Source organism: Streptomyces sp. NBC_00647 (assembly GCF_045207245.1).
Lineage (GTDB): Bacteria > Actinomycetota > Actinomycetes > Streptomycetales > Streptomycetaceae > Streptomyces.
This window is the reverse complement of record NZ_CP109040.1, coordinates 387109-400296: the sequence shown is the minus strand read 5'-3', so window position 1 is coordinate 400296 and position 13188 is coordinate 387109. Positions and strand designations below refer to the sequence as shown.

Below are 13188 nucleotides of genomic sequence, written 5' to 3'. Positions count from 1 at the left end.
CGGGCACAACGCCCGCGCACAGCAACCCCGTTCGGGCCGCGCCCATGTCCGCGCCGGGGCCCGCGCCCCTGCGGCCCGCGCCTGAGCCCGCAGCGCCTGAGCAGTGCCCGAGCCCGTGTCCGTCCGCGGCGCCGGACCGGGGCTCGGTCCGGCGCTGTGCGGCACCTCCGCGCCCGCCGCCGCTGTCGCTGCCCTCAGCCCTCGGCGCGGGAACGCCAGTGGATGTCCAGCTCCCGGACCAGGGCCAGTTCCAGCGACGTCAGCGGCACATCCGGGCGCAGCCGCTCGGGGTGGCCCTGGGGCGGCCGCGCCAGCGGCACCTTCGGGGCGCGGGCCCGGTGCATCTCACCCAGCACGTGGTGCAGTCCCGCGGCGGCAAGTGCGGGCCACACCCGCCGCAGCAGACGGGACGGCCATCGGCGGCGCTCGCTCATCTGGCTCTCCCCATTTCTTCCCGGTGGACCGGTCGTGGCCGCAACGCTCTTAGGAAACGGTCGACAACCGCTCGAGAGCCGCTCGCGCGGCGGGTTCGGCCGCTGTCCACCACGCCGCGAGGCGGACTTGGCAGGCTCACCGGACCGAGAACTCGTGTGAGGAGACCGGCGTGCACCCCAGCCCCTCAGTCCGCACCCCGGTGACCGTGCCCGCTCCGGCCGGCCGCGTCACCGAGATCGCGATAGGCGTGCACGCCTATCTCCAGCCGCCCGGCGGCTGGTGCCTGAACAACGCGGGCATCCTCGTCTCCGGCGGCCACAGCGCCCTCGTCGACACCGCCGCGACCGAGACCAGGGCCCGCAGCCTGCGGGCCGCCGCACTGGAACTGAACCCGGCGCCGCCGCGCACCGTGGTCACCACGCACTTCCACGGCGACCACGCCTTCGGCAACTTCGTCTTCCCCGAGGCCCTGGTGATCGGCCACGAGCGCACCCGCACGGAGATGACCGCGGCCGGACTGCACCTGAAAAGCCTGTGGCCGCACGTGCGGTGGGGCGACATCGAACTCGCGCCGCCCACCGTGACCTACCGCGACCGCCTCACCCTCCACGTCGGTGAGATCCGCGCCGAACTGGAGCACGTCGGGCCCGCCCACACCTCCAACGACACAGTGGTCTGGCTGCCCGAACAGAAGGTCCTGTTCACCGGCGACCTCGCCATGAACGGAGTGACCCCCTTCTTCCTGATGGGCTCCCTCGCCGGATCCCTGGCCGCGATCGAGCGGCTGCGCGCGTACGGCGCCACCACCGTCGTACCCGGTCACGGAGCGGTGTGCGGACCCGAGGTGTTCGACGCCGTCGAGGGCTACCTGCTCCTGGTGCGCCGGCTCGCGCAGGAAGGCGTACGGGCCGGCCGGACCCCGCTTGAGACGGCACGCGGCGCAGACCTGGGACGCTACGCACGCCTCCTGGACCCGGAGCGGCTGTCCGCCAACCTCAGCCGCGCCTACGCCGAACTCCAGGGCCTGCCCGCCGACGCGCCGCTGCCCCTGCCCCAGAAGCACGCCGCACTCGATGAGATGACCGAGTTCAACGGCGGCCCACTCTGCTGCCTGGCCTGACCGGACGCACCCCGGCCCGGAACCCGGCCCTGACTCCGGGCCGCCCCGAACCGCTCTGAGGGCCGGCTCGAGCGTCGCCCCTGCGGGCCGCCCCGAGCGGCCCTGCGCAGACACCGCACACCACCACGCCCGCGCCGCACATGTCCGTGCGCACCGCACGCCACCACGCCCGTGCGCACCGCACACCACCATGTCCGCGCCGCGCATGTCCGCGCGCCCAGGCATGTCTGCTACGACGAAGTCGGCGTCCCCGGTGAAGTCGGCGTCCCCGGCGCGGGCGTTCGCCGCCTGCCCCGCCCATCACCCCGCCCATCACCGCGCCCGGCATGGCCCGGCGCGGCCCGGCGCGGTGTGGGCCGTATCCGGTGCGCGGGCGCTGCCGCACCCGGGTGCGCGTGCCGCCGTATCCGCGCGGACCAAGGCGGCGAACTCGGAAGCGTACGGGGCCAGTTCGCCGCGCGTGTACGGGCTGAGTTCACGACGCCGCGCCCGGTCGCGCGCCGTGCCGGGGCGCGGTCGGCTGTGCCGGTTCTCCTCGTGTTCTGCGGCCGCGGTCGAGCGGGTTTCGAACATCTCTCGAGTTCCGGCCCTGAGCGTGGGCGTACCCACCACCACGCCAAGCCGGCCCGTCGACGCGCCGGAGCCGACCCGTCGCAGAGGGGGCCGCACACCGTGCCGCACTTCACGTGCCCGCAACTGCCACTGGACGGACTCCTGCGCCGCGCCGCCGCACGCGCCCCGCACGCGCCCGCCCTCACGACCGGACGCGGGACGGTCACCTTCGGGCAGCTCGACGCCCACGCCGACCGGATCGCCCGGTTCCTCGCCGCCCGCACGGCGGGCCGCGGCCCGGTCGTGGTCGGTGTGGCCGCCGGCCTCGACGCGCTCTTCCCCGCCGCCCTCTACGGCACCAGCCGCAGCGGCAACACCGTCGCCCTGATCAATCCACTGGCCGACGAGAGCACCCTGCACCACCTGTGCACCGCCGCCGGCATCGAGATCGCCCTGGTCCCGGCCGCCGTCGCCGAGCCGCTGGCCAGGATCCGCGGCCGGCTGCCCCTGCTGCACACCGTCCTGGTCACCGACGCCGACGCCGGCGGGGCCGTCCCCGAGGGCGCCCTCGCGCTGCACACCGTCCTGGACACCGTGCCCGGCGAGCCCTACACGCCGCCGGCCGCCCCGGACCTGTCCGCGGTGGTCTGCCTGCAGTTCACCACCGGGACCACCGGGCGCCCCAGGGGAGTGCGGCTCACCCACCGCAACCTTGTCGCCAACGCCGCCCAGACCGCCCTGGCCCAGGGGCTCGGGCCCGCCTCGGTCACCCTCAACCACCTGCCGCTGTTCCACCTGATGCATCTCAACTCCGCGGTGTACGCGGGGGCTCGGCAGGTCCTGTGCCACGACCCGGACCCGGTGGCCTCGCTCGCGCTGGCCGCCCGGGCGGGTGCCACCCACTACTACGGGCTGCCCGCCCGGCTGCACCGGCTCGCCGCCGATCCGCGGCTGGACACGGCCCGGGAGGGAATCCCGGCCGGCCCGCGGCTGACCGCGCTCATGTCCGGCGGCACCGCGCTGGCCCCCGAGGCCGCCCGCCGCCTGCACCATGTGCTCGGCGTCCCCGTGATCCAGGGCTACGGCCTGGCCGAACTCTCCCCGCTGTCCCATATGCAGCGCCCCCACGACCCCGTGCTGCCCGGCGCGGTCGGCCCGCCCCTGCCCGGCACCCAGTGCCGTGTCGTGGACCTCCGCTCACGTGCCGGGGTCCCGGCCGGGACCCCGGGGAAGTGCAGGTGCGCGGACCCCAGGTGATGGCCGGCTACCTGGACGACGGCGGACCGTCCCCGATCGACGCGCAGGGCTGGCTGTCCACCGGTGACGTCGGCCTGCTCGACGAGGACGGCCGCCTCTTCCTCGTGGACCGGATCGACGACGTCTTCACCTGCGACGGCCACCTCGTCTCACCCACCGGCGTCGAACGCGTCATCGCCGCGGACCCCAGGGTCGCCGACTGCGCCGTCGTGGCCTGGCCGGACGCGGAGCACGGCGCCGTGGCGTGGGCGGGCATCGTCCTGTGCGGCCCGCCCGGAGCCGCCCGGCACACCGCGCGCACGCTGGAGGCGATCGTCCGGGACGCCAATGGGCGGCTGGCCCCCGGCGAGCGGATCCACCGGGCCCAGGCACTGGACGCCGTGCCCCGCACCCGTACCGGAAAACCCGAACGGCAGGCGCTGCGGGAGTCCGTGCGCGCCCGCGCCGCCGCCGAAGCCGGCGCCTGAACGGTGCCCTGATATCCCGCCCGACACCCGGGCCGCCCGTCCGACAGGAGACCCCTCATGGCGACCTCTGTGCACAAGCCGCCCCCCGGTTCCGACGTGCTGGTCGTCGGGGCCGGGCCGGTCGGTCTGACCGCCGCCCACGAACTGGCCCGCAGGGGCCTGCGGGTGCGGGTCGTCGACGCCGCACCCGGACCCGCCCGCACCAGCCGCGCCGTCGCCGTCCACCCGCGCACCCTGGAGACCTTCGACCAGATGGGAACGGTCCAGGGCATGCTCCGCCACGGCCGCCGCAACCGGGCCTTCACCATGTACGCCACCGGCCGGCGCCTGGTCCGTCTCGAGGCCGACTACGCCTCGATGCCCACCCGTTACCCCTACACCCTCATCATCGAGCAGACCCGCACCGAGGGCGTGCTGCGCGCCGCCCTCGCCCGGCTCGGCGTGCGGGTCGAATGGGGCGTGCGCCTGGCAGGGTTCGAGCAGGACGCGACCGGCGTACGGGCACGGCTGGTCCACACCGACAGCACCCGCGACAGCACCCGCACCCTCACCCGCGACAGCACCCTCACCCGCGACAGCACCGGCGCCGCGGAGCACGAGGAACGCGAGGGGCGGCCAGCGCGGGAAGAGCCCCGGGAACGCGAGGGGCCCCAGGGGCGGGAAGAGCGCGAAGAGCCCCGGGGGCGGGGGGAGTCGGGGGATTCGGGGGAGTGGGAGGAAGTCTGCGCGGTGCCCTGGCTGGTGGGCTGCGACGGCGGCCACAGCACCGTCCGCAAGACCCTCGGCCTGCCGCTGGTCGGCGAGAGCCGCGACACCTGGATGCTCGCCGACGCCCCCGTCCGCATGGACCTGGCGCCCGACACCATCTACTGGGTCCACACCGGCGGCCAGGCCCTGATGATGGTCCCCTACGCCCGCGAGGGCCACTGGCGCCTGCTCGACACGGCCCCCCGCAGCCATGACGGGAGGGGGAGCGCCGAACGGTTCAGCGCCAGGCTCTCCCGCGGCCTGGGCACCGGTGTCCAGGTCGGCGAGCCCGAGTGGACGTCCGTGTTCACCTTCCAGCAGCGGATGGTCCCGCGGATGCACGAGGGCCGCGTGTTCGTCGCGGGCGACGCCGCCCATGTGCACAGCCCGGCGTCCGGGCAGGGCATGAACACCGGCATCCAGGAGGCGTACAACCTCGCCTGGAAACTCGCCGCCGTCCACCACGGGCACGCGCGGCGCCCGCTGCTCGAGTCCTACGGCCAGGAACGGGTCCCGGTCGGGCGGGCGCTGCTGGACTCGACGCGCACCGCCACCTGGCTGGTCCAGTTCAAGAACGCCCTGGCCGCCATCGCGCTGCCGCTGGTCTTCGCGGTCGTGCGCAACGTGCCGTGGCTGCGCCGCGCCATCCAGCGCAAGGTGCTGGGCGGCATGTCGGGGCTGCGCCTGCACTACGCCGGATCGCCCCTGACCACACCCGCCGCCATCCCCCGCACCCGCCGTCCGCGCGGCCGGCCGGGGCCCGGGCCCGCGCCGGGCGAACGCGCCTCCGCAGCGGCCACCGCAGGCGACGCGCTGGTCCGTGAACTGCGCGACGTGCGCTGGTCCCTGCTCCTGGCCCACGACCACGACGACAGCAGCAGCGGCGGCGGCATCGGCGGGAGGGGGAGTGGCAGCGGGAGCGGGAGTGGCAGCGGGAGCGGGAGTGTTGCGCTGCGTACGGCCCGTGAGGCGGAGAGCCGGTACGGGGCCTGGCTGTCCGTGCGCCGCGTCGGCGGCCGGAGAGGACAGGGAGTGCTGCCCGACCCGGACGGAGCCCTGCGTGCCGCCCTGGGGCTGGCGGCCGAGGGGTCCTGGGTGCTGGTGCGGCCCGACGGCTACCTCGCCGCACGCGGCGAGACGCTGACCCCCGCCGTGCTGGAGCGGGCGCTCGCCCCGGTCCACCCCGTCGCCGCCCGGGATGCAGCGCCTCTCGAGCGGCCCTCCGGCAGCCGTCGAGCCGTTCAGGACACGGTCGAGACGAACAGCCCAGCAGGCGCCACGGAAATGGAGAGAACACGATGACGTCATCCCCGCCCGCCCCCTCGCCCGCCCAGCCGGCCGCCCTGGTCACCGGCGCGACGAGCGGCATCGGGCTGGCCGTCGCCCGCGACCTGGGCCGCCGCGGCCACCGTGTCTTCATCTGCGCGCGCAACCCCGAGCAGGTCAAACAGGTCGTCGAGGACCTGCGCGAGGAGGGCCTGGACGTCGACGGCACCGCCGCCGACGTCCGCTCCGCCCCGTCCGTCGCCGCGCTCGTGCGGGCCGCGGTCGACGCCTTCGGCCCGATCGGCGTCCTGGTCAACAACGCCGGGCGCAGCGGCGGCGGCCCGACCGCCGACCTCTCCGACGAGCTCTGGTACGACGTCATCGACACCAACCTCAACAGCGTCTTCCTGCTCACCCGCGAGGTCCTCAAGAACGGCGGCCTGGCCGGCACCCGAGGCGGCCGCATCATCAACATCGCCTCCACCGCCGGCAAGCAGGGTGTCGTGCTCGGCGCCCCCTACTCCGCCTCCAAGCACGGCGTCGTCGGCTTCACCAAGGCGCTCGGCAAGGAACTCGCCCCCACCGGCGTGACCGTCAACGCGGTCTGCCCCGGCTACGTCGAGACACCCATGGCCCAGCGGGTCCGCCAGGGCTACGCCGGCGCCTGGAACACCACCGAGGAACAGGTCCTGGAGCAGTTCGAGGCGAAGATCCCGCTCGGCCGCTACTCCACCCCCGAGGAGGTCGCCGGCCTCGTCGGCTACCTGACCACCGAGCACGCCGCGTCCATCACCGCCCAGGCCCTCAACGTCTGCGGCGGTCTGGGCAACTTCTGAGATCCGCCCGCCCCGAACCGTCCGTGTGATCCCCAGAGCGAGGAGTGGGACATGTCCGCCGAGCGAGTGCACCGCACCACGCACCAGGTGATCGTCGCCGCGCCGGCGGGCGTGGCGTACGGGCTGATCTCCGACGCCCCCCGGTGGCCGCTGTTCCTGCCGCCCACCGTGCACGTCGAGCAGCTCGACTTCGACGGTGACCACGAGCGGCTGCGCATGTGGGCCACCGCCAACGGCCACCTCACGTCCTGGACCTCACGCCGCACCCTGGACCCGCAGCGGCGGCGGATCACGTTCTGCCAGGAACTGCCCGCCGCCCCCCTGCGCTCCATGACCGGCACCTGGACGGTCGAGGCGCTCGGCGCCGACCGTTCCCGGCTGACCCTGCAGCACGACTTCACGGTCACCGGCGGCCACCGTGAGGACGTGGCCTGGGTGCGGCGGGCCACCGACACCAACACCCGTACACAGCTGGAGAGCCTGCGCGCTCTCGCCGAGCGCTGGGGCCGCCTGGACGACCTGGTCCTGTCCTTCGAGGACACACTCCGGGTGCCCGGACCGGCCGAACTGGTCTACGACTTCCTCTACCGGATCGGCGACTGGCCCGAGGTGCTCCCGCACGTCACCCGCCTGGACTTCACCGAGGACGAACCCGGCATCCAGTCCCTGTCCATGGACACCCGCACCCCCGACGGCCGCACGCACACCACCCGGTCCGTGCGGGTCTGCTTCCCGCACGCCGGACGCATCGTCTACAAGCAGACCGCCACCGCACCGCTGATCGCCGCACACACCGGCGAATGGTCCGTCGTCCCCGACGAGAAGGGCGTCACGCTCATCGCGCAGCACCATGTCGTGCTGCGCGAGGAGGACATCACCACGGTGCTGGGCGAGCACGCGGACCTGGCCGGGGCCCGCCGCCATCTGCGTCAGGTCCTGGGCCGCACCAGCACAGCGGTCCTCGACCTGGCCGGCCGGCACGCCCGCAGCGCGGTCACGCTCCTGTGAGGGCCGCCCCCGGCCCCCCGGCCGCCCCCGCCGCACACACCGCCGCCGCCGCCGCCGGCGTCGGCGCCGGTGCCGGTGCAGGTGCAGGTGCCGGTGTGGCAGGGTCCGACGGCGCCGAGCGGGCCGCGCGGATCGAGGAACTCCTCGGCGATCCGGCCGACCCGCGCAACCCGCACGGCCACCGCGCGCTCCTGGACGCCGACGAACAGCGCCGCACCCCGCAGGACACCGAGGCACTGCTCACCGACGCCGGCCTCGCCGCCGAGTTCGTCCCCCACCAACTCGGCGGCCGCCTCGCCCGCCCCGACACCCTGGCCCGCGTGCTGCGCCCGCTCTTCCGCCGCGACGTCGCCCTCGGCTTCGGCTACGGCATCACCGCCCTGTTCGGCGCGGCCGCCGTCTGGGCCGCGGGCAGCCGGCAACAGCGCGAGCGCACCGCCCGCCACCTGCTCCACGGCGACGACGACGGCGGCGGCCGGGTCACGATCCTGCACCACGAACTGACCCACGCCAACGCCATCCTGCGCGACGAGTTCACCGCACACCCCGCCCCGGGCGGCGGCTTCGTCCTCGACGGACGCAAGGACGTCATCATCAACGCCGACCGGGCCCGCGCGTTCGTCATGTACGCCCGCACGAGCGCCGCGCCCGGCCCGCACAGCCACTCCGTACTGCTCCTCGATCCCGACCGGCTCCCGCCCGCCCGGCTGCGCCGCCTGCCGCGCGTGGCCACCCCCGGCATGCGCGGCAACCGCTTCACGGGACTGGAGTTCACCCACTGCCCCGTCCCCGCCGACGCCCTCGTCGCCGCCACCGGCGACGGACTCCCGCTCGCCCTGCGCACCTTCATGGTCAACCGCTGCCTGATCCCCGCCGCCCTCGTCGCCGGCGTCGACAGCGCCCTGCGGCTCGCGGTGAAGGCCGCGACCACCGGCCGCACCACCGGGCAGCCGGCCCGCCGTCACCAACCGGTCCTCGCCGGCGTCTTCGCCGACCTGCTGGCCTGCGACGCCATGGCCGTCACCGCCCTGCGCACCCTGAGCCTGCTGCCCGACAGCGCCCACCTGGCGGCCGCCGCCGTCAAACTCGCCACCCAGGACGTGCTGCGCGAGAACCTGGACGAACTGGCCACCGTCCTGGGCGCACACGGCTACGACCGCGGCCCCCTGTACGGCGGCTTCCAAAAACTCGGACGCGACCTGCCCGTCGCCGGACTCGGCCACGCCGGCAGCGCCGCCTGCCAGGCCGTCCTGGTGCCACGGCTGCGCGCCCTCGCCCGCACCTCGTGGTTCCGTACCCCCGAACCCGCCCCCGCCCTGTACCTGCCCACCGCCGCCGTCCCCGACCTGGACTACCGCAGGCTGTCCCTGACGGGCGGCGACGACGTCCTGACCGCCACCCTCCTCGGCGCCGCCCACCGGCTCGGCCCGCAGCGCACCGCCGGCCCGCAGCGGGCGGCACTGGCCGACCTCGCGGACACCTTCGTCCAGGAGATGCGCACCCTGCGCGAGCAGTGCGGCCACCTCCCCGAAGCCGTCCACGACACCCTCGCCGACCCGCGGGCCTGCACCCTCCTGGACCGCTACGTCCTGGTCCTCGCCGCCGCCGCCTGCCTGGGCGTGTGGGAGGGCCACCACCACACCGGCACCTTCCTCGCCCAGCCGGCCTGGGCGGTGCTGGCCCTGTCCCGGATAGGACGCCGGCTCGGCCTCCCGGTCCCCGAACCGCCCCACGGCGTCGTGCAGTCCCTCCTGGAGGAAGCACTCCTGCGGTTCGCCCACGGCCGCAGCTTCGACGTGTACGACACACCCCTCGCAGGCTAGGAGACAGCCGCCATGCACCGGACGGCGACCGGCGAGCCCCTGCCCGCCGACTCGGACCGGCCCGCGGCCGGCGAACCCCTCCAGACCACGCACCGGCCCCGGCCCGCGGCCGGCGAGCCCCTCCAGGCCACGGACCGGCCACGGCCCGCGAGGGGCGAGCCGATCCACGTCCTGCCCGCCGGACCCTGGCGGCCCGTCCGCGACCACCTGAGCGCCCACGGCCACGCCGTCGTCCACACCACCTGGGGCGAATGGCTGCCCGCCGCGCTCACCCGGCCCCACCTGCGCCGGCTCCTCGGACGGCGGGACTGGGCCCGCTGCCGGCGCATCACCGACCCGGCGGTCCGCTACCGGTTCGTCGCCTCCCGCCTGCTGATGAAATACACGGCGGCGGCCGCACTGGCCACCGCACCCGAGGGCCTGGACGTCTCCTACCGGCTCGGCGGACGCCCCTACCTGCGCGGCTTCGACCAGCTCGACCTCAGCCTGACCCACACCGGCGACCTGATGGCCCTCGGACTCAGCAGAGACGGCCGGATCGGCGTCGACGCCGAGCCCGCCGACCGCAAAATGCGCCCCGACCTGCTGCAGGCCCAAATGTGCACCCCCACCGAGGCAGCCGAACTGGCCCGGCTCGCCGAGGACGAACAAAGCGAACAGACCCTGCGCCTGTGGACCCTCAAAGAGGCCTACACCAAGGCGCTGGGCCAGGGCATGCGGCTGCGCTTCACCGAGTTCGGCTTCGGCCTGCACACCGGCCGCCTGCTCGCCCCGGACGGCACACCCGCCGCCCGCACCGAATGGACCTTCTCCACCCACCGCATCCTGGACCGCTACCTGCTCAGCACCGCCCGCCACGACGCGGGCCTGGACACCGCCCCCGACACCTCGGCACGCACCATGCTCGACCCCGGCTTCGCGGCGGTCATGACGCACTCCCTCCCACCGCCGCACGACCCCCGCGCCCCCCGCCGCCCCGGGTGAGCGAGCACCGGCGCTCGAGACCTCGAGACCCGCTCGCACCCGCCTGACCCCCGCTCGGCGCGTCAGCCGCACGTCAGCGCCATGGCAGCCGCATACCCGACACTCGGGAACGGACGGTGCGGACCACCGAGCCGAGGCATGCCCGCAAGCACCATGCCCCGGATGGCGATTCAGGAGACACCCGATGACCAAGTTCCAGCCCCCAGGCGCGCCGCCCGCCGCGACCGCCGGACCCGGGGCGGACGAGGCGGGCACCGTACCCCTGACCGAGCGGCAACTGGCCCTGCTGCGCCGGCACCGGGCCCACCCCCACGACGCCTCCTCGAACCAGGTGTTCGCCATCGACCTGCGCGGCCCCCTCGACGACACCGAACTGCGCAGCGCCCTGGCCCGCCTCATCGCCCGCCACCCGCTGCTCTCCGCCCGCCTGGCACCCGGCCCCGACGGCCCGGACGGTCCGCCCCGCCTCCACCTCGACCCGGCCCGCACCCCCCGCCTGGAACGCCGCACCGCCACCGGCCACCCGCCCACCGAGGACGAGGCCGGCCAGGAACTCGACCTGGAACACACCGGCGTCCTGCGCACCGTGCTGATCGCCCACGGGCCCGCGCACCACACCCTGCTGCTCGTCATGCACCGCCTCGTCGCCGACGGCGAGTGCGCCGGCCTGCTCCTGGCCGACCTCCTCGACGCCTACGAGCACGGCGAGAACCCCGCCGCCGCCCCCCGCGCGTTCATCGCCCACACCACCGCCCCCGCCCCCCGGGCGATCCCGGACAACCCCGCCGCGGCGAACAGCCCCGGACACCCCCACGAACCCGGACACCCCCACGAAACCAGCCACCCCGCCGCCCCGCAGACCCTGCCGGTCACCCCCCGCCAGCACGCCCTGCTGCTGGACGCCCTGGCCCACCACGGCACCGGCCGCTACGTGGAACAGCTGTTCTGGCACTGGCACGGCCCGCTCGACACCGGCCGGTTCACCACCGCCTGGCAGTCCGTCTTCGACCGCGAGACCGTCCTGCGCGCCGCGTTCGACTGGAACCACGAACCGCGCGTCGTGCTCCACGACCAGGTCACCGCCGACGTGGTCCACCACCGCGCCGGCACCCTCGACTGGGACGACCTGCTGCACCAGGACCGGCTGCGCGGCTTCGACCTGCGCGCACCGGGCCTGCTGCGCGCCACCCTCCTCGACGACACCCGCCCCACCGGCGACCCCCGCGCCACTGACGACACCCCCACCGGCGACCCGCGCGCCACCGGTGACACCGAACGCGCCACGTCGACCCGCGTCCTGATCACCTTCCACCACGCGCTCCTCGACCACTGGAGCGTGTCCGTCCTGCTCCAGGAGTTCTACCGCGCCTACCTCGCCGACGGCCTCCTGCCGGGCAGCGAACGACGCCCCGACATCCGCGACTACGCACACTGGCTCGCCCGGCAGGACACCGCCCCGGCCCGCGCGTTCTGGTCGGCCGCCACCGGACCGGCCACCCCCACGACCCGCCCCGCCCTGCCCGGCCCCGCGACCGGCCAGACCGGCTGGGGCCGCGCACAGGCCCGCCTCAGCCGGGCCGAATCGGGCCGCCTGCGCCGCTGGGCCGCCGCCCGTGCCGCCACCGAATCCAGCATGCTCCAGGCCGTGTGGGCGCTGCTCCTCTACCGCACGGGCGGCGCCCACGGACCCGCCCCGGTCGGCTTCGGCGTCAGCGTGTCCGGCCGCGGCATCGCCCTGGACGCCGTGGAACGCCTGCCCGGCCTCCTGATGAACGCACTGCCCGTCATCGTCCGCATCGACCCGGACCACTCCATGCCCCGCCTGCTGGCCCAACTGCGCGACCAGGCACTCGACATGGCCGCCTACGAATGGGTGTCGACCGCACAGATCCACGAATGGAGCGGACGCGGGGCCGACGAGAAACTCCTCGACAGCCTGATCGTCTTCGAGAACCGCCCGCGCACCTCACCGGCCCTGGACGCCGCCCTGGCCGCACACGACATCCGCATCAGCCCCCCGCAGACCCTCGGACTGCACAGCGCCTTCCCCATCACCCTGCTCGCGTCCCCCGGCACCGACGGCAGCCTGCTCCTGACCGCCGTGCACGACCGCACCCGGATCTCGGACACCGACGCCGGCCGGCTGGTCGGCCTGTGCGCCCGGCTCCTGCGCGAACTGCCGTCCACCCACGACGAGTCGACGACCATCGCCGACATCGTCGCCGCCCTGCCGGAGGCGGACCTGCCCCGCATGACGGACGACACCGCCGTCGGCCTGCCGTGAGGTAGCCGGTCCTGGTGTCGATCCGGGCGAAGGCGAGGCCTGGCGTCCCACGCCAGGACAGGGCGCTCTTCCCCGGGCTGCGTGGTGATCAGCCGGACGGTGGCGGGTCAATCCCGAGGACTGGCAGGCAGTCGCCGACGGCGACGAGTCCGATGTCGTCGCGCCGCCGCTCGAGCCACTGCTCGCGGGTCAGCCTCCGGCGGCCGACACGGCACGCGGCACCTATTCGGCCCGGAGCCCTGACCACGGTGATCCTCCCCGAGGGAGAACTGCCGCACTGCGGCTGGAACTTCTTCACCCGGTGTCTTCAACGGTCGCCACGTACGGGCGGCACGGTTTTCACCCATGCCGCCCGTACAGACGGACACACATCGAGGTCGGCACCCGGCGGCCCGCCCCCGGTACGGCA

At 74.9% G+C, this 13188-nt stretch carries 10 protein-coding genes; 9 read left to right on the top strand and 1 reads right to left on the bottom strand.

Features of this window, described 5'->3' with window-relative positions:
- Window positions 1-194: 194 nt before the first annotated feature.
- Window positions 195-434: a DUF6059 family protein gene (locus tag OG788_RS01915; RefSeq protein ID WP_406368703.1), complete on the bottom strand. Its 240-nt coding sequence runs from the start codon at window positions 432-434 to the stop codon at window positions 195-197.
- A gap of 170 nt (window positions 435-604) precedes the next feature.
- Here OG788_RS01915 and OG788_RS01910 point away from each other — a divergent pair, with 170 nt between their 5' ends.
- The 9 genes from OG788_RS01910 to OG788_RS01870 all read left to right on the top strand — a co-directional run bounded on the left by OG788_RS01910 (window position 605) and on the right by OG788_RS01870 (window position 12779).
- Window positions 605-1555: an MBL fold metallo-hydrolase gene (locus OG788_RS01910; RefSeq protein WP_406368701.1), complete on the top strand. Its 951-nt coding sequence runs from the start codon at window positions 605-607 to the stop codon at window positions 1553-1555.
- 672 nt (window positions 1556-2227) lie between these two features.
- The gene (locus tag OG788_RS01905) at window positions 2228-3364 is read left to right on the top strand and encodes an AMP-binding protein (protein ID WP_406368699.1); all 1137 of its coding nucleotides are present in this window, start codon (window positions 2228-2230) and stop codon (window positions 3362-3364) included.
- Window positions 3346-3831 (top strand): AMP-binding enzyme, encoded by a 486-nt coding sequence (locus OG788_RS01900; protein ID WP_406368697.1) that lies wholly within the window; start codon window positions 3346-3348, stop codon window positions 3829-3831. Before OG788_RS01905 ends, OG788_RS01900 begins: the two co-directional genes overlap by 19 nt.
- Window positions 3832-3888: 57 nt before the next feature.
- Complete coding sequence (locus tag OG788_RS01895) at window positions 3889-5880, top strand: FAD-dependent oxidoreductase (RefSeq protein ID WP_406368696.1); 1992 nt, start codon at window positions 3889-3891, stop codon at window positions 5878-5880.
- Window positions 5877-6680 (top strand): 3-oxoacyl-ACP reductase FabG, encoded by an 804-nt coding sequence (gene fabG, locus OG788_RS01890; RefSeq protein ID WP_266766282.1) that lies wholly within the window; start codon window positions 5877-5879, stop codon window positions 6678-6680. The genes OG788_RS01895 and fabG overlap by 4 nt, the downstream gene beginning before the upstream one ends.
- 51 nt (window positions 6681-6731) lie before the next feature.
- On the top strand, window positions 6732-7688 hold the full coding sequence (locus OG788_RS01885) for an aromatase/cyclase (protein ID WP_406368694.1): 957 nt from the start codon (window positions 6732-6734) through the stop codon (window positions 7686-7688).
- Between the two features lie 95 nt (window positions 7689-7783).
- A complete protein-coding gene (locus OG788_RS01880; protein WP_406368692.1) occupies window positions 7784-9511 on the top strand; it encodes an acyl-CoA dehydrogenase in 1728 nt (575 codons plus the stop codon).
- A gap of 12 nt (window positions 9512-9523) precedes the next feature.
- The gene (locus OG788_RS01875; protein ID WP_406368691.1) at window positions 9524-10495 is read left to right on the top strand and encodes a 4'-phosphopantetheinyl transferase family protein; all 972 of its coding nucleotides are present in this window, start codon (window positions 9524-9526) and stop codon (window positions 10493-10495) included.
- Between the two features lie 184 nt (window positions 10496-10679).
- Entirely contained in the window at window positions 10680-12779 is a 2100-nt protein-coding gene (locus OG788_RS01870; RefSeq protein ID WP_406368689.1) for a condensation domain-containing protein, read from the top strand.
- Window positions 12780-13188: the final 409 nt, after the last annotated feature.